The organism is Actinacidiphila paucisporea, from assembly GCF_900142575.1.
GTDB lineage: Bacteria > Actinomycetota > Actinomycetes > Streptomycetales > Streptomycetaceae > Actinacidiphila > Actinacidiphila paucisporea.
This window is the reverse complement of record NZ_FRBI01000005.1, coordinates 47503-73464: the sequence shown is the minus strand read 5'-3', so window position 1 is coordinate 73464 and position 25962 is coordinate 47503. Positions and strand designations below refer to the sequence as shown.

27 protein-coding genes are annotated in these 25962 nt (G+C 71.7%); 19 read left to right on the top strand and 8 right to left on the bottom strand.

All coding sequences use genetic code 11. The features are described 5' to 3' along the window. The first annotated feature begins 12 nt into the window (after positions 1-12). The 3 genes from aspS (at position 13) to BUE44_RS10055 (ending at position 3492) form a co-directional block, all read left to right on the top strand. Positions 13-1767, top strand: coding sequence for an aspartate--tRNA ligase (gene aspS, locus BUE44_RS10065; RefSeq protein ID WP_073496831.1), 1755 nt, complete (start codon positions 13-15; stop codon positions 1765-1767). A 460-nt stretch (positions 1768-2227) separates the two neighbouring features. After that, positions 2228-2752, top strand: coding sequence for a SigE family RNA polymerase sigma factor (locus tag BUE44_RS10060; RefSeq protein WP_073496346.1), 525 nt, complete (start codon positions 2228-2230; stop codon positions 2750-2752). Beyond that, entirely contained in the window at positions 2749-3492 is a 744-nt protein-coding gene (locus tag BUE44_RS10055) for a hypothetical protein (RefSeq protein WP_073496344.1), read from the top strand. The genes BUE44_RS10060 and BUE44_RS10055 overlap by 4 nt, the downstream gene beginning before the upstream one ends. 174 nt (positions 3493-3666) lie before the next feature. Here BUE44_RS10055 and metG read toward each other — a convergent pair whose 3' ends face one another. Further along, positions 3667-5397 (bottom strand): methionine--tRNA ligase, encoded by a 1731-nt coding sequence (gene metG, locus BUE44_RS10050; RefSeq protein ID WP_073496342.1) that lies wholly within the window; start codon positions 5395-5397, stop codon positions 3667-3669. A gap of 233 nt (positions 5398-5630) precedes the next feature. On the opposite strand from metG, the gene BUE44_RS10045 reads away from it, so the two are divergent. Further along, on the top strand, positions 5631-5882 hold the full coding sequence (locus BUE44_RS10045; protein WP_073496340.1) for a DUF397 domain-containing protein: 252 nt from the start codon (positions 5631-5633) through the stop codon (positions 5880-5882). A 20-nt stretch (positions 5883-5902) separates the two neighbouring features. Here BUE44_RS10045 and BUE44_RS10040 read toward each other — a convergent pair whose 3' ends face one another. Then, positions 5903-6385: an ATP-binding protein gene (locus tag BUE44_RS10040; RefSeq protein WP_107415668.1), complete on the bottom strand. Its 483-nt coding sequence runs from the start codon at positions 6383-6385 to the stop codon at positions 5903-5905. Between the two features lie 180 nt (positions 6386-6565). On the opposite strand from BUE44_RS10040, the gene BUE44_RS10035 reads away from it, so the two are divergent. From BUE44_RS10035 to BUE44_RS10025, 3 genes are all read left to right on the top strand, one after another. Beyond that, positions 6566-7432 carry a helix-turn-helix domain-containing protein gene (locus BUE44_RS10035; protein ID WP_073496336.1) on the top strand — a complete coding sequence of 289 codons (867 nt, stop codon included), beginning with the start codon at positions 6566-6568 and terminating at the stop codon, positions 7430-7432. Positions 7433-7565: 133 nt separating this feature from the next. Beyond that, complete coding sequence (locus BUE44_RS10030) at positions 7566-7994, top strand: anti-sigma factor antagonist (protein ID WP_235002008.1); 429 nt, start codon at positions 7566-7568, stop codon at positions 7992-7994. A 246-nt stretch (positions 7995-8240) separates the two neighbouring features. Next, on the top strand, positions 8241-9728 hold the full coding sequence (locus BUE44_RS10025; RefSeq protein WP_073496334.1) for an LCP family protein: 1488 nt from the start codon (positions 8241-8243) through the stop codon (positions 9726-9728). A gap of 386 nt (positions 9729-10114) precedes the next feature. Here BUE44_RS10025 and BUE44_RS37410 read toward each other — a convergent pair whose 3' ends face one another. After that, positions 10115-10741, bottom strand: coding sequence for a hypothetical protein (locus BUE44_RS37410; protein WP_073496332.1), 627 nt, complete (start codon positions 10739-10741; stop codon positions 10115-10117). Positions 10742-11043: 302 nt separating this feature from the next. Here BUE44_RS37410 and BUE44_RS10015 point away from each other — a divergent pair, with 302 nt between their 5' ends. The 8 genes from BUE44_RS10015 to BUE44_RS09980 all read left to right on the top strand — a co-directional run bounded on the left by BUE44_RS10015 (position 11044) and on the right by BUE44_RS09980 (position 19351). Beyond that, positions 11044-12405, top strand: a complete 1362-nt coding sequence (locus BUE44_RS10015; protein WP_073496827.1) for an efflux RND transporter periplasmic adaptor subunit — start codon at positions 11044-11046, stop codon at positions 12403-12405. After that, positions 12402-13298 (top strand): ABC transporter ATP-binding protein, encoded by an 897-nt coding sequence (locus tag BUE44_RS10010; RefSeq protein WP_079189635.1) that lies wholly within the window; start codon positions 12402-12404, stop codon positions 13296-13298. Before BUE44_RS10015 ends, BUE44_RS10010 begins: the two co-directional genes overlap by 4 nt. Further along, positions 13295-14521 carry an ABC transporter permease gene (locus BUE44_RS10005; RefSeq protein ID WP_073496330.1) on the top strand — a complete coding sequence of 409 codons (1227 nt, stop codon included), beginning with the start codon at positions 13295-13297 and terminating at the stop codon, positions 14519-14521. Before BUE44_RS10010 ends, BUE44_RS10005 begins: the two co-directional genes overlap by 4 nt. 32 nt (positions 14522-14553) lie before the next feature. Beyond that, positions 14554-15315, top strand: coding sequence for a hypothetical protein (locus BUE44_RS10000; protein WP_073496327.1), 762 nt, complete (start codon positions 14554-14556; stop codon positions 15313-15315). Between the two features lie 95 nt (positions 15316-15410). Continuing rightward, complete coding sequence (locus BUE44_RS09995; protein WP_073496325.1) at positions 15411-16142, top strand: response regulator transcription factor; 732 nt, start codon at positions 15411-15413, stop codon at positions 16140-16142. A gap of 9 nt (positions 16143-16151) precedes the next feature. Continuing rightward, on the top strand, positions 16152-17630 hold the full coding sequence (locus tag BUE44_RS09990) for a sensor histidine kinase (protein ID WP_073496322.1): 1479 nt from the start codon (positions 16152-16154) through the stop codon (positions 17628-17630). An 88-nt stretch (positions 17631-17718) separates the two neighbouring features. After that, positions 17719-18492, top strand: coding sequence for a hypothetical protein (locus BUE44_RS09985; RefSeq protein ID WP_073496320.1), 774 nt, complete (start codon positions 17719-17721; stop codon positions 18490-18492). 37 nt (positions 18493-18529) lie between these two features. Next, a complete protein-coding gene (locus BUE44_RS09980; protein WP_073496318.1) occupies positions 18530-19351 on the top strand; it encodes a DUF1206 domain-containing protein in 822 nt (273 codons plus the stop codon). Between the two features lie 271 nt (positions 19352-19622). Here the strand turns inward: BUE44_RS09980 and BUE44_RS37825 are convergent, their stop codons facing one another. Genes BUE44_RS37825 through BUE44_RS09970 form a run of 3 tightly spaced genes read right to left on the bottom strand, consistent with a single transcriptional unit; the run spans position 19623 to position 20488 of the window. After that, positions 19623-19760: a hypothetical protein gene (locus BUE44_RS37825; RefSeq protein WP_200804386.1), complete on the bottom strand. Its 138-nt coding sequence runs from the start codon at positions 19758-19760 to the stop codon at positions 19623-19625. A gap of 26 nt (positions 19761-19786) precedes the next feature. Next, positions 19787-20275: a glycine-rich domain-containing protein gene (locus BUE44_RS09975; protein WP_073496315.1), complete on the bottom strand. Its 489-nt coding sequence runs from the start codon at positions 20273-20275 to the stop codon at positions 19787-19789. A 33-nt stretch (positions 20276-20308) separates the two neighbouring features. After that, positions 20309-20488 (bottom strand): hypothetical protein, encoded by a 180-nt coding sequence (locus BUE44_RS09970; protein WP_143172493.1) that lies wholly within the window; start codon positions 20486-20488, stop codon positions 20309-20311. Positions 20489-20888: 400 nt separating this feature from the next. On the opposite strand from BUE44_RS09970, the gene BUE44_RS09965 reads away from it, so the two are divergent. From BUE44_RS09965 to BUE44_RS09955, 3 genes are read left to right on the top strand one after another with little or no spacing between them, the layout of a single operon-like run. Then, positions 20889-21152 carry a hypothetical protein gene (locus BUE44_RS09965; RefSeq protein ID WP_073496311.1) on the top strand — a complete coding sequence of 88 codons (264 nt, stop codon included), beginning with the start codon at positions 20889-20891 and terminating at the stop codon, positions 21150-21152. Continuing rightward, positions 21133-21654: a DUF6879 family protein gene (locus BUE44_RS09960; RefSeq protein WP_200804385.1), complete on the top strand. Its 522-nt coding sequence runs from the start codon at positions 21133-21135 to the stop codon at positions 21652-21654. Before BUE44_RS09965 ends, BUE44_RS09960 begins: the two co-directional genes overlap by 20 nt. Positions 21655-21657: 3 nt before the next feature. Beyond that, a complete protein-coding gene (locus BUE44_RS09955; RefSeq protein WP_073496309.1) occupies positions 21658-22506 on the top strand; it encodes a helix-turn-helix domain-containing protein in 849 nt (282 codons plus the stop codon). A 102-nt stretch (positions 22507-22608) separates the two neighbouring features. Here the strand turns inward: BUE44_RS09955 and BUE44_RS09950 are convergent, their stop codons facing one another. Beyond that, positions 22609-23361, bottom strand: coding sequence for a vWA domain-containing protein (locus tag BUE44_RS09950; RefSeq protein ID WP_073496307.1), 753 nt, complete (start codon positions 23359-23361; stop codon positions 22609-22611). A gap of 92 nt (positions 23362-23453) precedes the next feature. Next, positions 23454-25442 (bottom strand): TerD family protein, encoded by a 1989-nt coding sequence (locus BUE44_RS09945; RefSeq protein ID WP_073496821.1) that lies wholly within the window; start codon positions 25440-25442, stop codon positions 23454-23456. 262 nt (positions 25443-25704) lie between these two features. Here BUE44_RS09945 and BUE44_RS09940 point away from each other — a divergent pair, with 262 nt between their 5' ends. Continuing rightward, the gene (locus BUE44_RS09940) at positions 25705-25935 is read left to right on the top strand and encodes a PhdYeFM domain-containing protein (protein WP_235002005.1); all 231 of its coding nucleotides are present in this window, start codon (positions 25705-25707) and stop codon (positions 25933-25935) included. Positions 25936-25962: the final 27 nt, after the last annotated feature.

Here is a 25962-nt window from a genome sequence, read left to right as displayed (position 1 = left end):
GACGAGACCACGATGCACCGGTACCGGTCACACACCTGCGGAGAGCTGCGCGCCACCGACGTCGACACCGACGTCCGCCTGTCCGGCTGGCTGCACAATCGGCGTGACCTGGGCGGCATCCTCTTCGTCGACCTTCGCGACCACTACGGCTTCACCCAGCTGGTGGTCCGCCCGGGATCGCCCGTCTACGACGAGCTGAGCAGCCTGTCCAAGGAGTCCGTGGTCCGCGTCGACGGCCGCGTCCTGGCCCGCTCGGCCGACAACGTCAACCCCGAGCTGCCGACCGGCGGCATCGAGGTCGACGTGACGTCGCTCGAGGTGCTCGGCGCCGCCGACCCGCTGCCCTTCCCGGTCTTCCCCGAGGACAACGCCAACGAGGAGATGCGGCTCACCAACCGCTTCCTGGACCTGCGCCGCCAGCGCATGCACCGCAACATCATGCTGCGCACCCAGGTCATCTCCTTCCTGCGCCGCGAGATGACCGCGCTGGGCTTCAACGAGATGGCCACCCCGATCCTGTCGGCCACCTCCCCCGAGGGCGCCCGCGACTTCCTGGTGCCCTCCCGCGTGCACCCCGGCCGCTTCTACGCGCTGCCGCAGGCCCCGCAGCAGTTCAAGCAGCTGCTGATGATCTCCGGCTTCGACCGCTACTTCCAGATCGCGCCCTGCTTCCGCGACGAGGACTCGCGCGCCGACCGCTCGCCCGGCGAGTTCTACCAGCTCGACGTCGAGATGAGCTTCGTCGAGCAGGAGGACGTCTTCGGCGTCATCGAGAAGGTGATGACCGACCTGTTCACCGAGCTGGGCGGCGGCCGCACCGTCACCTCGCCCTTCCCGCGCATCCCCTTCCGCACGTCGATGCTCAAGTACGGCAACGACAAGCCGGATCTGCGCACCGCGCTCGAACTGGTCGACGTCTCCGACATCTTCGCCGGCTCCGGCTTCAAGGCCTTCGCCGGCAAGCACGTCCGCGCCCTCGCGGTGCCGAACACCGCCGACCAGCCGCGCAAGTTCTTCGACCAGCTCGGCGAATACGCCGTCTCGCTCGGCGCGCAGGGCCTGGCGTGGGTCCGGGTCGGCGAGGAGAACGCGCTGACCGGGCCGATCGCCAAGTTCCTCACCGAGGAGGACGTGGCCGCGCTCGTCACCGCGGTCGGCGCCGAGCCGGGCACCGCGATCTTCTTCGGCGCCGGCGACTTCGACGAGGTCTCGAAGATCATGGGCCCCGTCCGCGTCGAGGCCGCCAAGCGTGCCGGGCAGTACGACGAGGGCGTCTTCCGCTTCTGCTGGATCGTCGACTTCCCGATGTTCGAGCGCAACGAGGACACCGGGGCGGTCGAGTTCTCGCACAACCCGTTCTCGATGCCGCAGGGCGGCCTCGAAGCGCTGGAGACCAAGGACCCGCTGGACATCCTCGCCTGGCAGTACGACATCGTCTGCAACGGCATCGAGCTGTCCTCCGGCGCGATCCGCAACCACGAACCCGACGTCATGTACAAGGCGTTCGAGATCGCCGGCTACTCCCGCGAGACCGTCGAGGCGGAATTCGGCGGAATGCTGCGCGCTTTCCACTTCGGCGCGCCCCCGCACGGCGGCATCGCGCCGGGCGTCGACCGCATGGTCATGCTCCTCGCGGACGAGCCCAACATCCGCGAGACCATTGCGTTCCCGCTCAACCAGCACGCGCAGGACCTGCTCATGGGGGCGCCGTCGGAGGTGTCCGAGTCCCGCCTACGCGAGCTGCACATCCAGCTCCGCGCCAAATAACCCCGGGCGCCCCCGGACCCCTTCACGCAAGGCTGCGCCTTGCAGGGCAGCCTTTGACGGGCTGCACGTCGCCACCGTGCGAAAGGGGCTGTTCGGTTGTCCCCGGACCACCGGCCGGTTGCGGGTTGCGCGCGCAGTTCTCCCCCAGAGCTTCGCATGGGGGTACTCCCACGCGCCCCTGAGGTGGTGGCGGTCGTCGCCACACGACGGCCGGTGGCGGGTTGCGCAGGGGGCGCCATACAGGGGCGCGGGGAACTGCGCGCTCAGCCGTTGACGGGCTGAACGTCGCCACCGTCCGGAAGGGGCTGTTTCGGCCCTCCCCCCAGAGCTTCGCCCGGGGGTGCCCCCGCGCGCCCCTGGGGCGGTGGCGGTCCGTCACCACGGGACTGTCGTGGGGTGTGCGGCCACGCCGCAACGGGGCCGCGGGGCAACCGGATGGGGGGGCCGCGGCGTTGTAGAGGTGTGGGAGGGACCATTCGTGGGCGAGGGCGGGTTCGAGGGGTTTGTTGCGGCGCGTGGGCAACGACTGTTGCGTGTCGCGTGGCTGCTCACCGGGGACGCCCACCTCGCAGAGGACCTGCTGCAGACCGTGCTGGCCAAGGTGTGGCCGAAGTGGCACCGGATCGCCGAGGAGGACCCGGAGGCGTACGTACGCCGAGCGTTGGTGCACACGCATGCCTCGTGGTGGCGCCGGCGGTGGCGGGGGGAGGTGCCGCACGGGGACCTGCCGGACCGGGCGCTGGCTCAGGACGCGTACGCCGGGGTGGATCTGGAGCAGGCGCTGGCCGCCGCGGTGCGGGCGCTGCCGCTGCGGCAGCGGGCCGTGGTCGTGCTGCGCTACTTCGAGGACCTGAGCGTGACCGAGACTGCGGAGGTGCTGGGGTGTTCGGAGGGCACGGTGAAGAGCCAGGCGGCCAAGGCGCTGCGGACGCTGCGCGGGCGGCTGCCGGTCGCGGTGACGGCGGACGGCGGTGAGTCACCGTGACTGAGGAGGACGACCTGCGGGTGCTGCTGGAGCGGGTGGTGCCCCAGCCGGCCGCCTCCGCGCAGCGGCTCGACCGTATCCACGAGCGGGTCCGGCGGCGCCGACGGCGTATGGCCGCGGTCACCGGAAGCGTGGTGGTCGCCTTCGCGGCGAGCCTGCTGGCGGTGCCCGGCCTGCTCCGGCCGGAGGGCGGCGCGGCTCCCGTGGCGGTGGCGACCAGCGGGCAGGCGCAGCTGCCGAGCAGCCCGCCGGCGAGCGCCCGGGGCGAGGAGCCGACCACCCCGGGCTCGACACCGGGCCGCGGCTACTTGCCGCCCGGCATGGCCGGGTTGCGGCTGCGGCCGCCGCCGGGCTGGAAGGTCCTGGCGGACCAGGACACCGACACCGTCTTCCTGTCGTCGCAGAAGCTGGTCCTGCCCCAGGGCGGTTGCGCGCATGCCCTGGACGGCTTCTGCACGCCGCTGGCCCGTGTGCTGGCCGAGGACGGGGCGCTGGTGATGTTCCACCTCGCGCAGAGCAAGGCCCCGGCGGCCAAGTTCGGCGGCTACGAGCTGCCGCTCACGGACGAGGACCCGTACTCGTCCTGCCGTGCGGTCACCGGCACCCGGCAGATGGGGCGGACGATGGTCGGCTCCGCGGCGACGGGCGCCGTGGTGTGGGCGGTGGCCTGCCTGTCGCACCCCTCGGCCGCCCAACTGACCCGGGTCAGGGGCCTGCTGGCGTCGGCCGACTTCGGATGAGCGGTCAGATACCGATAGGCCGCAGGGGCGCGGTGTTCGGGCTGGCCGCGGCGCTGGTCGCCGCGTGCAACCCCGGTACGGGAGCCCGGCGGTCGCGGCTGCCGGAGGAGGGGCCGCTGCGCCCGGTGCCGCTCGGTGACTCGGCGGCACACGGGCGCGCGGCGGCGCCCGACCCTAGGCGGCGGCGTCCGGGTCGCCGCCGAAACGCTCGACGTAACCGGCCAGGTCGTCGTCGGTGATCTTCGCGAAGAGCACCGGCGGCACGGTGAAGGGCGTACCGGCGGGGACCGAGGCCAGGGTGCGGGCCTCGTGCGCGGTGACCCAGCGCGCGTCGTCCTCGGGCAGCGCGAAGGCGGCCCGCATGGCGGCGGCCGAGGCCGGGATGAAGGGCTCGGAGACGACGGCGTAGAGGTGGATCAGGTTCATCGCGGTACGCAGGGTCAGGGCGGCGCCGTCCTGGTCGGTCTTGACCTGCGTCCAGGGGGCCTTTTCCTCCAGGTAGGAGTTGCCCGCGCTCCACAGCGCCCGCAGCGACTGGGCCGCCTTGCGGAACTGGAGGGTCTCCATGTGGCCCTCGTACTCCGCGAGCAGACCGGCGATCTGCTCGCCGAGCCTGGCCTCCGCCTCGCCGGCCGGCGCACCGGCCGGCACCTCGTCGCCGAAGCGCTTGCGGGAGAAGGACAGCACCCGGTTGACGAAATTGCCGAGGGTGTCGGCGAGATCCTTGTTGACCCCGGCCGCGAACAGCTCCCAGGTGAAGGACGTGTCGTCGGACTCGGGCGCATTGGCCATCAGGAAGTAGCGCCAGTAGTCGGCGGGCAGCACTTCGAGCGCGGCTTCGGTGAAGACGCCGCGGCGCTGGGAGGTGGAGAACTTCCCCCCGTAGTAGTTCAGCCAGTTGAAGGCCTTGACGAAGTCGACCTTCTTCCACGGCTCCCTGGTGCCCAGTTGGGTCGCCGGGAACATCACGGTGTGGAAGGGCACGTTGTCCTTGCCCATGAACTGCGTGTAGCGCACCGTCTCGTCGGCTTCGTACCACCACGACTGCCAGTCGCGCGATTCGCCTTCCGGGGCCGCGTCGGACCATTCCTTGGTGGAACCGATGTACTCGATCGGGGCGTCGAACCAGACGTAGAAGACTTTGCCCTCGGCGGCAAGCTCCGGCCAGGTGTCGGCGGGCACCGGCACACCCCAGTCGAGATCGCGGGTGATCGCCCGGTCGCGCAGGCCCTCCGTGAGCCACTTGCGGGCGATCGAGGACGCCAGGGTCGGCCAGTCGTCGCTGTTCGCGTCGAGCCAGGCCTCCACCTCGGCGGCCAGCTTGGACTGGAGGAGGAACAGGTGCTTGGTCTCCCTGATCTCCAGTGCGCTGCTGCCGCTGATCGCCGAGCGCGGCTCGATCAGGTCGGTGGGGTCCAGCACCCGGGTGCAGTTCTCGCACTGGTCGCCGCGAGCCTTGTCGTAGCCGCAGTGCGGGCAGGTGCCGACGATGTAGCGGTCGGGCAGGAAGCGCTCGTCGGCCAGCGAGTAGACCTGGCGGATCGCGCGTTCCTCGATGAAGCCGTTCTCGTTCAGCCGGCGGGCGAAGCGCTGGGTGATGTCCACGTTCTGCGCCGAGGAACTGCGGCCGAAGTAGTCAAAGGACAGTGCGTATCCGTCGTAGACCGCCTTTTGGGCGTCGTGCGCGCGGGCGCAGAAGACGTCGACCGGAAGGCCGGCCTCCTTGGCGCCCAGTTCCGCCGGGGTGCCGTGTTCGTCGGTGGCGCAGATGTAGAGCACCTCGTGCCCGCGCTGCCGCAGATAGCGGGCGTAGACGTCCGCAGGGAGCATGGACCCCACCATGTTGCCCAGGTGCTTGATCCCGTTGATATAGGGCAGGGCCGAGGTGATGAGGTGACGAGCCATTGCAGGCTGCTCCCAATTCGTAGCGCGGAGTGAGGAATTCATCTACGGATCGTCAATCGTATCGGACCGTAGCCGGATTACCGCCGTCGCATTCACATTCCGGTCAGATTCAGGTCAGAGCGCTCTCCGTGATGACGCGCTGTGACTGCACGTGCACTTGCACGTGCACATGCACGTGCTCGCGCCACGAGTTATCATCTCCTGTACCACACGGCACTTTTGGGGAGTGGCTGATGCGCCGGACGCACAACGGAATGGCCGCAGAAGACCTTGCGGGCGTGGTCTGGCAGAAGAGCAGACACAGCAATGCCAATGGCACCTGTGTGGAGTTCGCGGCACTGCCCGACGGCGACGTGGCCGTACGCAATTCGCGCTATCCGGACGGTCCCGCGCTCATTTACACCAGGGCGGAGATCGAGTCGATGATCATCGGTGTGAAGGCGGGCGAGTTCGACCATCTGATGCCGCTGGTGCCGGGGCCGTGACGCGCTGACGCGTCACGGCCCTACCCGCGCTGGCCGGCCGGTGCGACCAGGAACAGCGCCCAGACGACCTTCCCCGTACCGCTCAGCGGGTGCCATCCCCAGTTCTCGCTGAAGGAGTCCACCAGGTGCAGTCCGCGACCGGTCTCGGCCACGAAGTCAGGGTCTTTCGTGATCGGCGCCACGCCGCTGGGGTCGCGGACGGCGCAGACCACCCGGCTGGTCCAGCGCACCAGGCTCAGCCGCACCGGGGCGCCGGGCGTGCCCGCCGGCACCGCGTAGCGCAGCGCGTTGGTGACCAGCTCGGAGGCCACCAGCTCCATGGAGTCGAGCAGTGCGGCCAGATCCCAGTGCTGAAGGGTCGTACGTGTGAAGTGGCGTGCCTCACGCACCGACTCCAGGGCGGCGGGCAACTCGCACGTGGCGCCGTGACCCGCGGCAAGTCGCTCGGGTGCGAGCACGCCTTGCCATAACGGGTCGAGCACAGGTGCGGCCTCTGCCTTCATGCGTGCCCCCGGAGTTTCTGCACGTTCCCATGCTCAGGGATTCCACCCGGGGGATGCAAGAGCGTCTGCACGTGCATCTGCAAGGAATTGATGCACGTGACGATCCAGAGTGACCGGACGGGTACTGCGCGCAAGCCATTAGTGGCAGACTGCTGATGAACCAAGGGCGGAGCGTGACCTATGAGCGCAGGGCAGCCGGGAGGCGGGTCCATCGTGCGACGAATGCTGCTCGGAGCGCAGCTGCGGCGGCTGCGTGAGTCGCGGGGGATCAGCCGGGAGGACGCCGGGTATTCCATCCGGGCGTCGGAGTCGAAGATCAGCCGCATGGAGCTGGGAAGAGTCAGCTTCAAGGAGCGGGATGTCGCCGATCTGCTGACGCTGTACGGCGTCACCGAGGAGGGTGAACGGCTCGCCATGCTCGGACTCGTGAGAGAGGCCAACGCGGCCGGATGGTGGCACGGATACGGCGAGGTGATGCCCACCTGGTTCCAGACCTACGTCGGTCTGGAGGAGTCGGCGGCCCTCATCCGCACCTTCGAGGTGCAGTTCGTGCACGGCCTGCTGCAGACCGAGGACTACATAAGGCAGGTGATCCGGCTCGGTCACCCCGAAGGAGCCGACTCCTGGGTGGAAAGACGAGTCGGCCTACGCCTGGAACGGCAGAAGCTCCTCGTATCGGAGCGGGCACCCCACTTCGTCGCCGTGATGGACGAGGGCGCGCTGCGCCGCCCCTTCGGCACCCGGCAGGTGATGCGCGACCAGATCCAGCACGTGCTGGAGGCCGCCGAGGCGCCCAACGTGGACGTCCGCGTCCTGCCCTTCGCCACCGGAGGCCACGCGGCCGGCGGCGGCGCCTTCACGCTGCTCAGCTTCCCCGAGTCCGACCTGCCCGACCTGGTGTATCTGGAGCAGCTGACCGGTGCGCTCTACATCGACAAGCACGACGAGGTCGTCGAATACGACAAGGCCATGACCGCGCTGGGACGGCTCGCGCTGAGCCCGGCCGACTCGCTGGACTGGCTGAACACATTCCAGCGGGAGTTGTGACCTTTAGGTCGTTTTTGGCAGATCTTCACCCCTCCGGGTGAATATCGGCATGGTTTCCCCCCGTCGCCCTCCCCGGCGGCACCGCGTCACCGCTACGGTTACGCAGGTCACGCCAGGGGGATGGGGGGCACGGGTGCACGAGGGGGTCAACGGCGACCGCGCCGCCGGGAACCGCGAGGGCCGGCCGCCGTTCGGCTGCCCGCTCGGCGACATCCTCCCGGCCCCGACGCCCTACGCCCGCACCTACCGCGTCCGGCAGACCACCGTCGTGGAGCTGTCCGGCGAGATCGACCTGGGCAGCGCGCAGGACGTCCACCCCCACCTCGACGCGGCCGCCCTGTGGCCACTGCCGCTGCTGGTGGTCTTCGACCTCGGGCCGCTGGAATTCATCGACTGCTTCGGCCTGGCGCTGCTCGTACGCGCCCGCCGCCGGGTACTCGACCGCGGCGGCAGGACCGCGATGGCGTGCGCCCACCCGCCGACCCGCAAACTGCTGGTCATGACCGGCCTCGACGCGGTCTTCCTCCCGGCCCCCACCCTCGACGAGGCGCTGCGGGCCTGAGCCCGCCCCCTCAAGGACCTGAGCCCGTCTCCCCGGGGATCCGAGCCTGCCCCCGCGGACCGGAACCCGTCACTCCACGCTGCCTTTACGTCACCCAAATGTTGACGCCGTACAGTGTCTCGCTGGACAGTCGTCCTCCCCGGGCGCCCATGTGACCGGCGTCATACGGCAACACCGGGTGAGCTGATAAACGTTGGGGCTTCGTCGTGATCCGTGCGGGTGCCACCGGACCGAAGGTGTAAGGGAATGGGCGTTCGTGGGCGCAAGCCGGAACGTAAGCACAGCCGCAAACGCTGGATCATCGCGGTTGTCGTGTCGTGCGCGGTGCTGCTCGTCGCTGGTGCGGGAGCGATCTACCTCAAGCTGAACGCCAACATCGCGACCTTCGACTCCGCGGGCCTGAGCAAGAACCGCCCCGCGGCCGCCCAGGCCGACGCCAACGGCCACAAGGCCGTCAACGTCCTGCTCATCGGCTCCGACACCCGCGCCGGCGCGAACGCCAAGCTCGGCGGGGCCAAGTCCGGCCCCGTGGGCCGCTCGGACACCACGATCCTCCTGCACGTCTACCCCGACCACAAACACGCGGTGGGCATATCCATACCCCGCGACTCGCTGGTCGACATACCCCCCTGCCTGCTGCCCGACGGCACGTGGTCGAAGGACCAGCCCGCCGCGATGTTCAACTCCGCCTTCTCCATGGGGGACACGGCCAAGGGCAACCCGGCCTGCACCCAGAACACCGTCGAGAAGCTGTCGGGGCTGCGGATCGACCACACGATGGTGGTCGACTTCGCCGGATTCGCCTCCATGACCTCCGCCGTCCACGGCGTCGAGGTCTGCGTCCCGAACGACATCTACCAGGGCGACATGAACCCCAACCTCGGCCACAAGGGCAAGGTCGTCCTCAAGGCCGGGATGCAGAACCTCCAGGGCCAGCAGGCCCTCGACTACGTCCGGGTCAGGCACGGAGTCGGCGACAACTCCGACGTCGGCCGCATGCTGCGGCAGCAGGCCTTCCTGTCCGCCCTGATCAGCAAGGTCAAGGGCCAGGGCATGAACCCGACGACGCTGCTGCCGCTGGCCAACGCGGCCACCAAGTCGCTCACCGTCGACCCCGGCCTCGGCAGCGCCGCGAAACTGATGTCCTTCGGGCTGTCGCTCAAGGGCATCGACCTGAAGAACATCCAGTTCATCACCGCGCCCTGGAAATACTCCGGCTCCCGCATAGACCTCGTCCACCCCGCCGTGGACGACCTCTTCGCCGAACTGCGCGCCGACCGCACCCTCGAAGGCGTCAACGCCTCCGGCAAGACCACCCCCACCCCGACCCCCAGCGCCACGGTCGACGGCACCGGGATCATGGTCTCCGTCTACAACGGCACCTACACCGTGGGCCTCGCCGGCAAGGCGGCCGACCTGCTCAAGGCCGACGGCTTCACCGTCATGAACTCCACGAACGCCAAGACCAAGGACCACACGGTCACCCGCATCGAGTACGGCTCCGGCGCCGGCGCGAAGGCGCAGGCGGACACCGTCGCGAAGCTCTTCCCCGGGGCGCAGCTGGTGCCGCTCGACACGACCGGCGTGAACGTCGTGCTCGGCACGGATTTCGCGGCTGCCGCCGCGAAGTCGGGTACGTCGGCGTCCACGACGCCGAAGCCGTCCACGACGGACCTCGGCAAGCAGGCGCGGAGCGCCGACGCGGACCCCTGCTCGAAGCTCAGCTACGGCTGAGCCCGCCCTGCGGGCTGCCTTTGGGGGTGACCCTGCCCCTCGCGGCGCGTCGCTTGGCCGCGGCCGCCGTCGTGGTTCCGCGGCCCCCAGGTGATTGCCCCTTGCGGTGCGTGGCTTTCTTTCCCGCCTTTTCGGCGGGCGCGCAGTTCTCCCCCAGGGCTTCGCCTGGGGGTACCCCCACGCGCCCCTTTGGGGCCTGCGTCCTCCTACGCCCAGCGTTAGCCCCTGCCAAGGGCTCGGCCTCTACGCAGGAGGGCACGCGTTTTCAGGGGTGCGTGGGGGTACCCCACGCGAAGCTCCGGGGGAGAACGGAGCGACACGCCACGACGCGGCCCGCGGGCAAGCAACGCACCGCGAGGGGCAGGGTGGCGAGCCGAGGGGGAGGGTCAGGTCGTGGAAGGGGTGGGGCGCTGGGGGAGGAGGGCCTTGCACGTGGTGTAGGCCTTGGCGATCTTCGGGTCGGACGTGTTGAGGGCGCCGGCGCCGAACATCCCGCCGCGGGGGCGGTTCGTGGCGCCCGGGGACGCGGAGGACGTCGGGAGGGTGACCCCGTGGTCCTTGAGGCAGCTCGTGAAGGCCTGGTAGGCACTGGAGTCGGCGCCACCGGCGCCACCGGCGCCCCCGCGCCCGGAGAACTGCGGCCGCAGCGACTCGCAGGCCTGCATCGCCGCCTGCGTCTTGGGATCGGCGGACGCGCCCCCGAAACCGCCCCCGAAGCCGCCGCCCCCGAAGCCGCCGCCCCCGGTGGGGCGCCCGGACGGGCGCCCGGTCCCGCCCGTGCGGGGCGAGAAGCTGGGCAGCTGCACGCCGTGCTGCGACAGGCAGTCGCGGTACGCCGTCATCGAGCCCGACGCGGACGCGTTCGCGGAGGCCGACGCCGAGCCGGACGACTTCGCGTCGGCGGCCGGCGAGCCCGACGCACCCGACGAGCACGCGGCAAGCAGAAGCGCCGCCGACGCGAAGACGGCGACGGACGCGCCGGCCCGTTGCGCGGTGGTGGGGGTCCAGGTCATGGCCGGGTCTCCTCGGGCGAAGGCGAAAGGCGAAAGGCGAAAGCGGTGGGCCGCCCTGCGCGTGCGCGCGGGGATGACGAGGGCCAACACAGGGCGGCAGCCCATGACTGAACCCCACGGAGGTAGGCGCCGCCCGGGGGCCGCCTGTGAGTTCCCGGGGAACACATCGCCCGTCGGTGACCGAACCGGTCACGGCCGTGCCCGGAATGCGGCCTGGGTCCGTAAAAAAGCGCTTCGCGCTCCCAGGGAACTCCCAGTTTCCTCCCAGGGCTTCAAAGGAGTGGGCGGCCAGGATGCGGGCCATGAAGGTGCTCCCACGGCGGCACAGGGCCGCCCTGATCAACTCGGTGCTCGGAGTGGTCGTCCTCGCGGGCATCGGCGGCGCGTACGCCGCCGTGCACGACGACGGCAGCAAGTCCACCGGCAGCGGCACCGCGCGGGTGGCGACCGTCACCAAGGGCACGGTCCTCGCCACGGTGTCCGGCTCGGGTTCGCTCGCCTCGCCCAGCGACGCGGGACTGAACTTCACCACCGGCGGCACGCTCACTCAGGTGGACGTCAAGCCGGGTGACAAGGTCAAGAAGGGCCAGGTGCTGGCCAAGGTCGACGCCACGGACGCGAAGGAGACGCTCCAGCAGGACGAGGCCTCGCTGACCGCGGCCGAGGCGAATCTGACGAAGGTCGAGGCGGGCGAACTCCCCGCGTCGAGCGGCAGTTCGGGAAGCAGCAGCAGCTCCGGCCGCGACGGCTCCGTCGCCGCCAGCCCCACCCCGTCGCCCACCCCGACCGTCGATGCCGCCCAGCTGGCCCAGGCGCAAGCCCAGTTGACGCAGGCGCAGAACGCCGTGGACGCCGCCCAGCGCGCGGTCGACGGCACCACGCTCAAGGCCCCGGTGGCCGGCACGGTGGCCTCGGTGGCCTCGGCCAAGGGCGACACGGTGTCCGGCACCGGCGGCAGCGGCTCGGGATCGGGCGGCAGCGCTAGCGGCAGCAGCTCGTCCACCAACTCCTCGTCCACCTCGTCCGGTTCGCTCAGCGGCTTCATCGTGCTGACCAACCCGGCCGGCATGCAGGTCACCGCGGACTTCTCCGAGGCCGACTCGCTGAAGGTCAAGGCGGGCCAGTCCGCCACGGTCACGCTCAACGCCGAGTCCGGCACGGTCCTCGACGCCAAGGTGCTTTCGGTGAGTTCGCTGCCGGTCAGCAGCAGCTCCGGGTCCGGGTCCGGCTCTGGCTCGTCGGGCAGCGCGGTGCAGTACGCGGCCACGCTGCAGATCACCAGCGACACGTCGAATCTGCGCACCGGCCTGAGCGCGAGCATCCAGGTCACCACGGGTTCGGCCGACAACGCGCTGAGCGTGCCGACCGCCGCCGTGACCGGAACCGGCGCCAACCGCACGGTCCTGCTGGTCAACCCCGACGGGTCCACCACCCGTACCGCCGTGACGGTCGGCATCGAGGGCGACTCCACCGACCAGATCACCAGCGGCCTGACCGAGGGCCAGCAGGTGCAGATCCCGACGGTCGCCTCGGCCGGCAGCAACGGCTTCCCGAGCGGCGCCTTCCCCGGCGGCCTCGGCGGCGGCACCAGCCGCTTCGGCGGTGCGGCCGGCACGGCGGGCGGCGCCTTCCGCGGCACAGGCACCGGCGGAGCACGCGGATGAGGCTCGGCCTGGGCGGCAGGGCCGGCGCCCACCGCAGAGGAAGCCCGCCCGAGGCGCCGCTGGAGGAGGGCCCGTGGGGTCCGCCGCCGGTCATCGAGGTGCGGTCGCTGCTCAAGACGTACGGCCACGGCGACGCGACCGTACGGGCGCTCGGCGGGCCGCCCGACCCGGCGACCGGCGCGTCACCCGGGGTCGACCTGCTGGTCGAACAGGGCGACATGGTCGCGGTGATGGGCAGTTCGGGGTCGGGCAAGTCGACCCTGATGAACATCCTCGGCTGCCTCGACGTGCCGACCTCCGGCCGTTATCTGCTGGACGGCATCGACGTCGGCGGCCTCGACGAGCACCAGCTGTCGCTGGTCCGCAACCGCAAGATCGGCTTCGTCTTCCAGTCGTTCAACCTGGTGCCGCGCACCCCCGCGCTGGCCCAGGTCGAACTCCCGCTGGCCTACGCGGGCGTGCGGACCGCCGAGCGCCGGCGGCGCGCGCTGGCCGCGCTCGCCCTGGTCGGCCTCGCCGACCGGGTCGACCACCGCCCCAACGAGCTGTCCGGCGGCCAGCAGCAGCGGGTCGCGGTGGCCAGGGCGCTGGTCACCGCGCCCGCGATGCTGCTCGCCGACGAGCCGACCGGCAACCTGGACAGCCACAGCACGGAGGAAGTGCTCTCGATCGTGGACCGGCTCAACGCGTCCGGGCGCACCGTCGTCCTGATCACCCACGAGGACGAGGTCGCCCGGCACGCCAAGCGTGTCGTGCGGCTGGTCGACGGGCAGGTGGTCGCCGACGTACGGCAGGCACCGGCCGACGGGCCGCCGCCCGCGCTGCGCGACCCCGCGGTCTTCGCCGCGCTCTCCCCGCACGCGCTCACCGAGGCGGGGGGTGGCTCGCGGTGAACCCCTTCGAGACGCTGCGCTTCGCCGTCGGCGGCCTGTCCGCCAACAAGGTGCGCTCGGCGCTGACCATGCTGGGCGTGCTGATCGGCGTCGCCGCCGTGATCATCCTGCTGGCGGTCGGCAACGGCTCGTCGCAGTCGGTCAAGGACTCCATCGAGAAGCTGGGCACCAACTCGCTGACCATCTCCTCGGGTTCGGGCGGAGCCTTCGGCGGCGGCCGCTCGACGAGCGGCAGCACCGGCACCAAGCCGCTGACCGTGGACGACGCCCGGGCGCTCGCCGACCCGGCCTCGGCGCCCGACGTCAAGTCGGTCGCGCCCGAGGTCAGTACGTCCCAGACGGCGATCTACCAGGGCGCCTCGCACACCGTCAGCCAGGTCGTCGGCACCTACCCGGCGTACTTCGAGGCGTCCAACAGCAAGGTGGACAAGGGCGACTACTTCTCCGCCGACGACGTGCTCAACTCCCGCAAGGTCGCGGTGATCGGCTCGACCACCGCCACCGACCTGTTCGGGACGGTGAGCCCGGTCGGCAGGAAGGTCGTCATCGGCGGCACCCCCTTCACCGTGGTCGGCGTGCTCGCCACGAAGGGCGGCACCGGCTTCCAGGACCCGGACGACACGGTGATCGCACCGCTGCCGACCGTGCAGAACGCCTTCACCGGCTTCGGCCCGGTCAGCCAGATCCTGGTCGAGGCGAAATCCGCGGACGCCACCACGCCCGCGCAGAACGAGATCACCACCGTGCTGATGGGCACGCACGGCATCAAGGACGCCAACTCGCTGGACTTCCGGGTCAGCAGCCAGGAGTCCCTGCTGAGCACCCAGTCCGACACCAACAAGACCTTCACGGTGCTGCTCGGGGCGGTCGCCGCGATCTCGCTGCTGGTCGGCGGGATCGGCATCACCAACATCATGCTGGTGACGGTGACCGAGCGGACCAGGGAGATCGGCATCCGCAAGGCGATCGGCGCCCCCAAGGGCGTCATCCTCGGGCAGTTCCTCGCCGAGTCGACGCTGCTGTCGCTGATCGGCGGCGGGCTCGGGGTGGTGGCCGGGCTGATCGGCTCGCACTTCAGAATCGTCGGCATCAAACCGGTCGTCATACCGGCCTCGGTGTGGGGCGCCTTCGCCATCGCGGTGGCCATCGGGCTGTTCTTCGGCAGCTACCCGGCCAACCGGGCGGCGAGCCTGCGGCCCATCGAGGCCCTGCGGCACGAGTGACCACACTTTTCAGACACAAGGGAGAAGCCGAGATGGCGCGACGCCGTTCCGAGCTGGTCAAGGCGGACGACTCCGGCACGGATCTGCTGCCGCTCGTCCCTGAGCAGGGCGCCGGCGGGATCGAGATCCTGCGCGGTTCCGACATCATCCAGGGCCACGGCGGCCTGCCGGGCGAGCGGCCCGAGGACGTACTGGCGGAGCCGCCGGACGCCCGCGACATCTCCGCCGAGCTGGCCGCCCCGCCCCGCCGCAAGCTGCCGTGGCTGACGCTGCTGCTGTCGGCCGGGGTCGTCGCGGCCGCCGCCTTCGCGGGCGGCGCGCTGGTCGAGAAGCACCACATGAACGGCTCGGCGTCCGCCGGCAACCCCTTCGCCGGGCTCAGCGGCCGCGGCACCGCGGGCGGTACGGGCACCAGCCGCTTCGGCGGCGGCGCCACGGCCGGCACGGGCACCACGACGGGCGCGGGCGGCACCGCCGCTGCCGGGCTGACCTTCGGCACCGTCAAGCTGGTCGACGGCAGCACCCTCTACGTCACCGACGCCCAGGGCAACATCGTCAAGGTCACCACCGGCGCGTCCACCAAGGTCACCGAGTCCAAGGACGGCAAGGTCAGCGACCTCAAGCCCGGCCAGACGGTGACCGTACGCGGCAGCAAGGGCGCGTCCGGCGACGTCGCCGCCACCACCGTCACCGAGGGCGCCACCTCGCCGACCGGCTTCAGCGGATTCGCAGGCGGATTCGCAGGCGGCTTCGCGGGCGGCGGCGCGGGCGGCGGCGCGGGCGGGGGGAACTGACCCTCGGCCCGCTCACAGCTCCGAGGCGTACGGTGCCCGGCGACAGCGCGTCGCGGCACCGTACGTCCGCACACTCAGGGCCGGGAGGTCGCTCGATGGACACGCCCGAGGCCAGCCTGCTGGTGGTGGACGACGAACCGAACATCAGGGAGCTGCTGTCGGCGTCCCTGCGTTTCGTCGGCTTCAAGGTCGTCTCCGCCGCGACCGGCGCCGACGCGCTGGCCGCGGTCGCCCGTGAGCGGCCCGACCTGGTCGTGCTCGACGTGATGCTGCCCGACATGAACGGCTTCGCCGTCGTCAGGCGGCTGCGCGAGGCGGCGGGCCCGCACCCGCGCGCCGGGACCGACGACCGGCTGCCGGTGCTCTTCCTCACCGCCAAGGACGGCGTCGAGGACAAGATCAGCGGCCTGACGGCCGGCGGCGACGACTACGTCACCAAGCCCTTCAGCCTGGAGGAGCTGATCGCCCGCATCCGGGCGATCCTGCGCCGCACCGGCGGCGGCACCGACGACGGACGGCTGGTCGCCGGCGACCTGGAGCTGGACACCGTCGGCCACCAGGTGCTGCGGGCGGGCCGGCCGGTGTCGCTGTCCCCCACCGAGTTCAAGCTGCTCGCCTACCTGATGTCCAACGCCGACCGGGTCGTCTCCAAGCCGCAGATCCTCGACCACGTGTGGGCGTACGACTTCGGCGGCGACCTGAGCATCGTCGAGTCGTACATCTCGTACGTGCGGCGCAAGGTCGACTCGGGCGCGGACGGCGCCGCCAAGCTCATCCACACGGTCCGGGGCGTCGGCTACGTGCTGCGCCGCCCCGTCCAGGCGTGAGCGCCCCGCATGGCCCGCCTCCGGCTCAGGTCCTTCCGGCCCTCCGCGCTGTCGCTGCGCTCCCGGCTCGTGCTGCTGTCGCTGGTGCTGGTGCTGCTGGGCCTCGCGGTCAGCGACACCGTGGTGCTCGGCTCGGTGCGCAGCCAGCTGGTGCAGCGGGTCGACCAGCAGTTGCAGCGCTACGGCGGCCCGCTCGCGCAGCGGCTCGGCACCGAGGGCATCCCGGCGCCGCGCAACGTCCGCCCGGGCAACCGGTCGTGGCTGCCCAGCCAGTTCGTGGTGGCCTTCGCCGCGGCCGACGGGCGGGTCTCCGACCAGTTCCGGCTGCCGGTGGCCGCCGGCGACCCGCGCCCGCTGTGGCCCGCCATGGACGCGGCCGCGCTGACCGCGCACATGAACACGCCCTTCAGCGTGGCCAGCGACCACGGCGGCGGGCGCTGGCGGGTGCTGATCGTGCCGGTCACCGCCACCTCGCCGACCCGTACGCTGCCCGCCGGCGTCGTCGTCGCCGCCTCGCTGGACGAGGTGTCCTCCACCACCGACGGCCTGAGCACCGCCTTCGTGCTGATCGGCGCGGTGGTCGTGGCGCTGCTCGGGGTGGCGGGCTGGTTCGCGGTACGGGCCGGGTTGCGGCCGCTGCGGCAGATCGAGGCGACCGCGGCCGAGATCGCCGCGGGCCGCCCGCTGTCCCACCGCATGCCCGCCGCCTCACCGCGTACCGAGGCGGGCCGGCTGTCCCTCGCCCTCAACGGCATGCTCGCCCAGATCGAGTCGGCCTTCGCCGCCCGCGCCGAGTCCGAGGACCAGATGCGGCGCTTCGTCGCCGACGCCAGCCACGAGCTGCGCACCCCGCTGGCCGGCATCCGCGGCTTCGCCGAGCTCCACCGGATGGGCGCGCTGCCCGACGACGCCGACGTCAAGCGGACCATGGCCCGTATCGAGAGCGAGGCCGTACGCCTCGGTGGCCTGGTCGAGGACCTGCTGACGCTGGTCCGCAGCGAGGAGCTGCGCCCGGTCCAGCTCGCCCCGATGGACCTGCGCACCCTCGCCGTCGACGCCCTCCACGACACCACCGCCCTCGACCCGACCCGCACGGTCACCCTCACCGGACCCGGCTCGGGGCTCCCCGGACCCGCCCCCGTGCTGGGCGACGAGGCCCGGCTGCGGCAGGTCGTCGCCAACCTCGTCGGCAACGCCGTCGCCCACACCCCTCCCGGCACCCCCGTCCGCATCGGCGTCGGCACCACCGACGGCCACGGCGTCCTCGAAGTCGCCGACACCGGCCCCGGCCTCACCCCCGCCCAGGCCGCCCGTGTCTTCGAGCGCTTCTACCGCACCGACGCCTCCCGCACCCGCGCCACCGGCGGCGGCGCCGGACTCGGCCTGTCCATAGCCGCGGCCCTGATCACCGCCCACGGCGGCCACGTCGAACTGGACACCTCCCCCGGGGCCGGCGCCACCTTCCGCATCCGCCTCCCGTCGGCCTGACGCCTGGCGGCGGTACCGGGCGGACCTCCCGATCCGGCCCCGGGCCCCGCCCATGCGTGCCGACGCGCGGCCGGGGAAGACGCCCGCCATGGACACCGCAGACGTGCCGCCGAGACCGACCGGTCCGCCGAGCCCTCCCCGCCGGGCCCACACCGGCCTGCTGGCGGGCGGGTTGGCGGTGGTGCTCGCCGTCGCCATCGGCGTGGCCCTCGCCGTGCACGACGACGACGGTGACGGCGGCCAGAACTGGCCCGCCCACCGCACCTACGGCTTCCGGGCCGCCGACACCGGCACGGTCGTCCTCGACGGGGTGTCAGGCACCGTCCAGATCACCGCGGACCCGGACGCCCGGGCGGTCACCGGCAACTACCACCGCGCCGACGGCAAGCCGGCCGCCCTGCACGGCAGCACCTCTGGGGGCGCCCTGACCCTGGACTGCGCGGACGACAGCGGCGGCCCGCAGTCCTGCGCGGGCACCCTGGTCCTGGTGGTGCCCCGGCACACCGGCCTGCGGATGCGACAGACCTCCGGCGTGGCCGTACTCGACGGGCTCGGCGGCGACATCCGCCTCGACGGCTCGTCACTCCAGCTCACCACCCGCGACCTGCGGCCCTCGTACGCCGACGTCACCGTCGTTTCCGGCAGCGCGGACCTCGGCTTCGCCGCCGCGCCCGCCGACCTCGCCGTGCACGCGTCCTCCGCGTCCGTCGCCGTCCACCTGCCGCACACCGCGGACGGCTACGCCGTCACGACGGCCGCGGCCTCCGCCGACGTGCAGGTCCAGGTGCCGAACGACCCCTCAGCCGCACACCGGGTCGCCCTCACCGTGACCTCCGGCTCCCTTGCGGTCCAGAACACCTGACGGGCTCGCGCCCACCCAGACAGAGAGGCAGACGGCCATGTCGGCACACATTCACGGAGGGCGTCAGACGTCCCGGGCGGCCGGACGCCCGCCGGTGCGGGACGTGCTCAGGTCCGCCGGCCGGGCCGGCTTCACCGCGCGGGGAGTGATCTACCTCCTCGTCGGCTACCTCGCCCTGCGCATCGCCTTCGGCGAGAAGGGCGACGAGGCCGACCGCCAGGGCGCCCTGCGGCAGATCGCCCGGCAGCCCTTCGGCACCGGGCTGCTGTGGCTGCTGGCCGCGGGCCTCGCCTGCATGGCCCTGTGGCGCGGCGCCAACGCCCTCATCGGCGGCGAGAGTACGGGCAAACGGCTCGCCGCCGGCGGCCGGGCGGTCTTCTACGCCGTGCTGTGCTGGGGTACCGCCACCTATGCCGCCGGTGCGGGAGGGTCGAGCAGCAGCGACAAGAAGTCCAAGGACGTGACGGCCTCGCTGCTCAAACTGCCCGGCGGCCGCTGGATAGCCGGCGCCGTGGGCGTGGGCCTGTGCGTCGCGGGCGTGGTGATCGCGGTACGCGCGCTGCGGCGCAAATTCCTCAAGAAGCTGGAGACCGGCCGCATGGGCCGGCGCACCAGGGCCGCCGTGACGGCCACCGGCACCGGTGGGGGCGCGGCCCGCGGCGGCGTCTACGCGGGCGCGGGCGCCTTCGCGGTCGTGGCAGCCGTCCGCTTCGACCCGAACAAGGCCAAGGGCATGGACGACACGCTGCGATCCTTCGCCCACACCCCCGCCGGCCCCTGGCTGCTGGTCGTGGTGGCGGCCGGCCTGATGCTCTTCGGCCTGTTCTCCTTCGCCTCGGCCCGCTGGCGCCGCTTGTAAGCCGCCGCGCACCGGGGCCCGTACGTTCACCGTCACCGCCGGCCGCCGGGCCCGCGCCGCCAAGGGCGCGGGCCCGGCGCTCGTGCGGTCGCGGGGGTGCCGAACTGGGCGCCTTGCTCTCCTACGCTCGCGAGCACGAGTCGTCCCGCACCTACGCCCCGCTTGTCACCCTCGCCGCCACGGCCGGGCGCATCACGTTGGTGCTCTCCGCGACCGTGGGGGCCATGGGCTACGACCAGGGGCACCGCTGCATCGATCTGTACCGCTGCTCTCAGCGGCCGTCAGGCGGGGCGGGGATGACGAACCCGCGCACCGCCCGGGCGTCGTCCTCGCGGTTCTCCGGGCGGCCCTGCTGCGCCTGCTTGAGGGCCTTCATGACGTCCGCGTATTTGGGGTCGATCCACTCCATGGGTGCCTCCGTTTCTGACCGCCACGCTACGGGCTGACGAGGGCTGCCACGCCGGACGGCGGCCGCGGGATGGGCTCGATCGGGCCGCACTTCGGGGCGTGCCCGCACGGGGCCGCGACCGGAATGCCGGTGTCCATCGGGGTTGTCCACAGTTCGAGGTCGGGGGTGTGGCCGGCTTCCTTGATGAGGGCCACGGTTCGGGCGGTGACCTTGACGTCTTGCCGGGCGGCGTTCGGCCGCTCGGGGTAGTGGTGGACGAACGCCTCAAGGCGGGCGCACGGGCGGGCGTACATCGCGGTGTGCAACAGCAGGGCATGCCAGCCTTCGTCGACCACCCGGGACGGTGCGATGGGCGACCCGGGGTGCTGGGCGGCGGTGGCGACGAACGCCAACGCCTCGGTGACGATCCGGCCGGCGATGTCCTGGGTCATGCCCGGGTTGTTGTCCATGACGGTGGCGGTGACGTCGGCGAACTCCGCGGGTTCGAGTAGGGCGCGGGGCGACGTGAGTTGCATCGGTCCTCCAAGCGGGGAAGTGATGGGCAGGCTTCAGGGGGCGCGGCGGATCCCGGTCGGCACCGGGCCTTGCTGGGAGGCAGTGGGGCGCCGCACGCAAGCGGGGTGCCGGTACTGGGCGATGCCGGGGCCGGAGCCCTGCTCGATCACACCGACGAGGGCCGCCTCGACGTCCGGCGGGATCTGGAGGCCGCAGCCTGTGCAGTACCTCATCGGGTCGCCATCGCCCCGGGCGGCAGCACCACGGGCTCGACGGGGGCCCCACGGGAGGCGCCTGAGGTCGTCCACGGCTTTCCGGTCGAGGGCTGTATCTGGTGTCTGCGGGGAAGCTGAGGTCTCCATTGCTGCGCCCCTCACTGGCGTGGCCAACCCCCCGGGCCTGCCAGCCGCGGGGCTTCTCTCTGCCCGCCCCACGTGTCGGCACGCAGGGACGGTCACCTCGACGCTAGGGAGCGTGCTCCCCAGGCGCCTAGCGGATTCTGCGAGATTCTGCGGCAGGTCACCCCGGGGAGTGGGCTGCGCCCCCGTGCTGCCAATACGCCTCTTGACGGCACATCAGCCCCGGGTGACAGTCGGTGGAATCCTGTGCAATCCAGTCGAAGGTGAGGACCCCGTGGACCTACGGTTTCTGGGAGTCGACCCCGAAAGCCCCGTCGACGAGTCGCCTACCGTCTGGCTCGACGAGGCGACTGGTGACCTGATCATCCAGTCGTACGAGGCCGACGAGAAGACCCACCGGCGGTGCGCCGAGCAGCCCGCACCGGGCCACAGCCCGGGCGTCCCGGCCGGCGAGCGCATCATTCGCCTGCCCGCCCGCATGCTCCAGTTCATCCCCCGCCCGGACGGAGACCCGAAGAGTGCAACCCCCCGCCCGTGAAGCCCTTGCCGGCGCGCTGCGATCCGCGGTCCACCTGGAGCTGCGCGACAGCTACATGCTCGACGATCCCGGCTACCTGGCCTACCAGCAGGGGCGGCGGCTCGACATCGCCGACCGTGCCTCTTGGTGGAACGGCTGGCACGACGCCGTCGCGGCCGCGGCCGCGCGGGGCGTCACCGTGCGCCGGGCTCGTGTCGTCTCCGAGCCCCTGCACCCATACGGGCTGTACGAGTACGACCTGACCCCCGGAAACCTGGCGGCCGGCGAGGACGTCCGCTGGCTCAGCCGCCGCCGTGCTGCCGATCTGCTCCTGCCTGCCGTCGACTTCTGGGTATTCGACGACGAGACCGTCCTGCTCCACCACTTCACCGGCGGCGGCCGGCTCGCCGACGACGGCCGCGAGTACCGCACCGACGCGGCCCTGGCCAAGACCTTCAGCGGCGCCTTCGAGGCGGTGTGGGAACGGGCCACCCCGCACGCGGAGTACATCCCGGCCACCTGACCCATGCCGCCATCCGCATCGTCCAGCGTGCAGCAGGCCCGGCGGGTCCTGGCCGATCGGCTAGCCGAGATCCGCCGGGACGCTGGCCTGTCCGGCCGAGACCTCGCCGCCGCCACCGGCTGGTACGCCTCGAAGGTCTCGCGTATCGAGCACGCCCGCACCGCCCCGTCCGCCGACGACATCAGGGCATGGTGCAGCGCCTGCTCCGCCGACGACCAAGCACCTGCCCTGGTCGCATCCCTGCGAGCCGTCGAGGGCATGTTCGTCGAGTGGCGGCGCATGGAGCGCGCCGGCCTACGCCACGCCCAGGTAGCCGTCCGTCCGCTGTTCGAGCGCACTACCCGCTTCCGGGCGTACTCCTCGTGGTTCATCCCGGGCCTGATCCAGGGCCGCACCTACACCGAAGCCGTGCTGCGCGCGGTCCAACGCCGCCGCGTCGAGGTCGACGACGTCGCGGCGGCCGTCGATGCGCGGATGGAGCGGCAACAGCTACTGCACCAGCCGGGGAAGACCTGGGCCTTTCTCCTGGAAGAGTCCGTGCTGCGATCCGGGATCGGCGGTGCGGAGGTAATGGTCGGACAGCTCGGGCACCTGATCACGGTCAGCGCGCTGCCGAGCGTCAGCGTGGGCGTTATCCCGGCCGGGCCAGACCGGACTCGCATGCCGGTCGAGGGCTTCTGGGTGTTCGACTCCGCGCAGGTCAACGTCGAGCTGGTATCCGGCTACCTGACCATCACGCAACCGCCCGAGGTCGCCCAGTACGTCGAGGCCTACGCCGAACTGGCCCGGCATGCCGTATACGGGACGGAAGCGCGCGCTCTGATCGTGAAGGCCATCGACGCCGTGCGCTGAGGCGATCAGCTCATCCTCGGCCCGCAGGCCGTACCGCCAACCGCTGATCCGCCCCGTCCCGTCGAACACCCGGCATGACCCGGCGCGCACACGGCTCCTGACTCAGCCGCTGACGACCCCGGCGTCGCGGGCGGCGGCCAGCCACGCCGGGAACTCCCCGAGCAGGGCGTCGTAGAGGTCCCCGTCCGAGATGTCCTTCGGCGCCTTCCCCGCGGCGAAGAAGCCGGCGTTGTCGATGACGCGCCGCTCCGGCACCGGAAGCTCATCGAGCTTGCGGAGGAAACGGAACTCGTCGTCGCCGAAGCCGATGAACTGCCAGAAGATCGGCAACTTCGCCGCCGTACAGAGCACGTGCTCCGCCGCGGCCTTTGAGGTCGGCGAACCGTCCGTCTGGAAGACCACGAAGGCCGGGTCGTCGGCCCCGCACGACTGGTAGTGGTCGATGACCGCCTGCATGGCCAGGTGGTAGTTCGTCCGCCCCAGAGGCCCCATGGACTCGTGCAGCGGATTGATCCGGTCCCGGAAGGCGTCCAGGCCGATCTCGGCGACTCCGTCGACCTCCGTCGAGAAGAAGACGACCGGCACCACCCCGTCGTCGTCCAAATTCGCTGCCAACGCGAGGGTCTGCTCCGCCAGATGCTGCACGGACCCGTCCCTGTAGTACGGCCGCATGCTCCCCGAGCGGTCCAACACCAGATACACCGCGGCCCGCTGGCCGCTGACCTCGTGCTTGGCCAGTGAGACCGCGGCGGTCTTGTAGAGGCTGACCAGTTCAGGGGCGCTGTGCGCGACCTTCTCCAGAGTGATCGCGCCGGCGGAGGGCGCCTTGGGGCGCTTGCGGTAGTCGATGGCCATACGGCGGGATTATCCTCCCGGGGCGGAAGGCTGTCCGGCACTTGGCCCGAACCGCCGGCCGAACTCGGGCAGAGCCCAGCCGCGCCCCGCGCTCACGCTCCGGCCCCCAGCAGCGCCGCTGGTGCCGCCTTGCGGGGGGTGGGGGTCCGTCGTTCCAGCGCGAGCACGACGGTCGCGTGGAAGCGGTCCACCGCCTCGTCCACGCTCCGGATGAAGCCGGTCTCGGCGCTGCCGCGCCTACTGCCCATGCCCTTGAACAGCGACAGCCGGAAGCCGGTGATTCGCGCACCGTCGCGCGGCAGCAGATCCGCCGGCTCGGGCCGCAGCCGCTCCAGCGTGCCGCGCGGGCCGTTGGCCTGGCCGTCGGTCAGGGTCTCCACGTGGATGTCGGCCGGCGCGTCTGCGAGTTGCCGCATCAGGCGTTTCGCCCAGGTCAGCGGCTGACCCTGCTCCGGGACCGGCACCTCGATGGACGTACGGAGCCGCCCGGTGCGCAGATCCGCGGTGAGCGCGAGTACGCCGGGGACGTCCTGGATGCGCAACTCGGCTTCCAACCTCCCGTCCCTGCACAGCTGGTCGGCCTGCGAGGCCCGGCGGGCCAGCGGGTCGGTGCCGCGCTTGACTCGCTGCACGGGGAGCACTTTCTGGCCCAGCTCGCCGCCGAGCCGCAGGCACACCTGCCGGATCAGCCGTTCCCAGCTGGCCACCACCTCGACGGCGCGCGCGTCGCCCTCGCACAGCGTCTCCTCGTCGATGCCCTTGCGCACCGGCACCCAGGCGGGGCCCATGTTCTGGAAGCCGTGGCAGCCGGAGTTGTCGTGCTGCAGGTAGGACAGCAACTCCTGGAGCAGCCAGGCGTGCGCGGCATTGCCCACTCCCTCGTGCCTGATCAGCATCTGCGCCTGGTGCGCGGCTTCCGCCCAGGACAGGTGCCACAGCGCCACCTTGTGCTTGCGGCGGCCGTCAATCCGTACGTCGACCGGCGGACTGCCGTCCAGCGCCACGTCGTTGGAGACGGTGACCACCGCCTCGTAACCGCGACGGGCGGCGATGTCCATGTAGTCCTGCACCTGCGCGGCCCGCAGCGCGTTGCCGTTGGTCTTCGTCTCGACCAGGGCCGTCCACAGCTTGCCCGCCCGCTCGACGCGGACCAGGCCGTCCGGCCGCCGCGGGGTCTCCCCGTGCGGCAGCGTGACCTCGGTGAAGGTCTCCATCCGCCCGGCGGGCGCCCCGAACCCGGCGGTCAGCCGCCGACCGTACTCCGGCACCTGGGCCATCACCGCCAGCAGGACGGAGGTCGCGCGCGTCTCCCGCTCGCGGTCGCTCTTGAGCGAGCCGCAGGGGAAGAGCCGGGCCTGGTGCCAGGAGTCGTTCTCCGCCAGCGACTTGCGGGCGACGGCCGGCAGCGTGACCTTCTTCCGCGCGGTGCGCGGCCGCTTCGGCACGGCGGGCACCGCCGGCACGGGCGGCACCGGCTCCACCTCCGCCGTCGCCTCCCCGGGCGGCCCGGCTCCGTCAGCCTCCTCGGCTTCGTCCGCCTCCTCGGCGTCGTCCACGTCGATGCCGAAGTCCGTGGCCAACCCGGCGAGCCCGGTGTCGTAGCCCTGTCCGACGGCCCGGAACTTCCAGCCGCCGTCCCGCCGGTAGAGCTCCGCGAAGATCACCGCCCGCATCTCGCCGAGTCCGTCGACCGAGAATCCCAGCAATTCCTCGCCGCCGCGGTCGGCCAGCGTCAGCCGCAGGTCCTCCAGATCACCGAACCCGGCCCCGCCGTAGCGGCTCGCCGCCAGCACGATCCGCTCGACGTCGGCAGGTGTCGCCGCCAGGTCGAGCCCGATGCGGTCCTCACTGCCGTTGTCCGTGGGCGTCTTGCCCAGCAGCTGCACGCTTCCGTCATCGGCGGCCGGGTGGTTGTAGAAGTAGAAGTCCCCGTCGCCGCGCACCTTCCCGTGCGCCCCGAGCAGCAGCACGGACACGTCGGCGTCCCCGTCCGCGCTCGCACTGCTCCATCCCAGCCGCGCGATGACCGCGCCGGTCTCACCGCTCAGCTCGGCGAGACCGACATTGCTCCCCTTGCTCATCTCACGCATACGGCCCCCACTCCCCACGTTCCGTGACACCCCCGATGCGTCCGAAACCCTAGCCGTCCGCGCGCCCTCTTCGCTCTCTTACGCCCGACTTGCCGTGCCCTGACTGCTTGCGGCGGGTGGCGGTCGACGGCCGTGCGCCTCCTCCGTCAGGAGACCCGCTCGGGCTTGCGCAGCCCAGTGAGAACACGCGGTGCTACACAGGGCGGGTGAAGACCATCGCCCAGCGCGCCTGCGCGACAACTGGGCCGCAGTCATGGACGCGGTAGAGGCGGGAGAGACCTACCGCATCACCCGGAATGGCATCGAGGTCGCCGAACTGCGCCCCGTCGCCCGCAGGCGGCGGCTGAGCGCCGAGGAACTGGTGGAGCGGCACCGGAGGCTGCCGCGGGTGGACCACGCGCGCATGCGTCAGGAAGCGGACGCGTTCTTCGGGACGGACGAGGCTGCCGTCGGCGACGAGCCGCGGGAGCGCAGCCGTAGTTGACCGGCGGCGGGGGTCGGGGACGCCGGC

Bases quoted from the DNA above. Each gene is read 5' to 3' on its own strand.
- aspS (WP_073496831.1), top strand. From the start codon at position 13: ATGCACCGGTACCGGTCACACACCTGCGGAGAGCTGCGCGCCACCGAC.
- metG (WP_073496342.1), bottom strand. From the start codon at position 5,397: ATGGCTCGTCACCTCATCACCTCGGCCCTGCCCTATATCAACGGGATC.
- BUE44_RS10045 (WP_073496340.1), top strand. From the start codon at position 5,631: ATGCGCCGGACGCACAACGGAATGGCCGCAGAAGACCTTGCGGGCGTG.
- BUE44_RS10040 (WP_107415668.1), bottom strand. From the start codon at position 6,385: ATGAAGGCAGAGGCCGCACCTGTGCTCGACCCGTTATGGCAAGGCGTG.
- BUE44_RS10035 (WP_073496336.1), top strand. From the start codon at position 6,566: ATGAGCGCAGGGCAGCCGGGAGGCGGGTCCATCGTGCGACGAATGCTG.
- BUE44_RS10025 (WP_073496334.1), top strand. From the start codon at position 8,241: ATGGGCGTTCGTGGGCGCAAGCCGGAACGTAAGCACAGCCGCAAACGC.
- BUE44_RS37410 (WP_073496332.1), bottom strand. From the start codon at position 10,741: ATGACCTGGACCCCCACCACCGCGCAACGGGCCGGCGCGTCCGTCGCC.
- BUE44_RS10015 (WP_073496827.1), top strand. From the start codon at position 11,044: ATGAAGGTGCTCCCACGGCGGCACAGGGCCGCCCTGATCAACTCGGTG.
- BUE44_RS10010 (WP_079189635.1), top strand. From the start codon at position 12,402: ATGAGGCTCGGCCTGGGCGGCAGGGCCGGCGCCCACCGCAGAGGAAGC.
- BUE44_RS10000 (WP_073496327.1), top strand. From the start codon at position 14,554: ATGGCGCGACGCCGTTCCGAGCTGGTCAAGGCGGACGACTCCGGCACG.
- BUE44_RS09995 (WP_073496325.1), top strand. From the start codon at position 15,411: ATGGACACGCCCGAGGCCAGCCTGCTGGTGGTGGACGACGAACCGAAC.
- BUE44_RS09990 (WP_073496322.1), top strand. From the start codon at position 16,152: ATGGCCCGCCTCCGGCTCAGGTCCTTCCGGCCCTCCGCGCTGTCGCTG.
- BUE44_RS09985 (WP_073496320.1), top strand. From the start codon at position 17,719: ATGGACACCGCAGACGTGCCGCCGAGACCGACCGGTCCGCCGAGCCCT.
- BUE44_RS09980 (WP_073496318.1), top strand. From the start codon at position 18,530: ATGTCGGCACACATTCACGGAGGGCGTCAGACGTCCCGGGCGGCCGGA.
- BUE44_RS37825 (WP_200804386.1), bottom strand. From the start codon at position 19,760: ATGGAGTGGATCGACCCCAAATACGCGGACGTCATGAAGGCCCTCAAG.
- BUE44_RS09975 (WP_073496315.1), bottom strand. From the start codon at position 20,275: ATGCAACTCACGTCGCCCCGCGCCCTACTCGAACCCGCGGAGTTCGCC.
- BUE44_RS09970 (WP_143172493.1), bottom strand. From the start codon at position 20,488: ATGAGGTACTGCACAGGCTGCGGCCTCCAGATCCCGCCGGACGTCGAG.
- BUE44_RS09955 (WP_073496309.1), top strand. From the start codon at position 21,658: ATGCCGCCATCCGCATCGTCCAGCGTGCAGCAGGCCCGGCGGGTCCTG.
- BUE44_RS09950 (WP_073496307.1), bottom strand. From the start codon at position 23,361: ATGGCCATCGACTACCGCAAGCGCCCCAAGGCGCCCTCCGCCGGCGCG.
- BUE44_RS09945 (WP_073496821.1), bottom strand. From the start codon at position 25,442: ATGAGCAAGGGGAGCAATGTCGGTCTCGCCGAGCTGAGCGGTGAGACC.
- BUE44_RS09940 (WP_235002005.1), top strand. From the start codon at position 25,705: ATGGACGCGGTAGAGGCGGGAGAGACCTACCGCATCACCCGGAATGGC.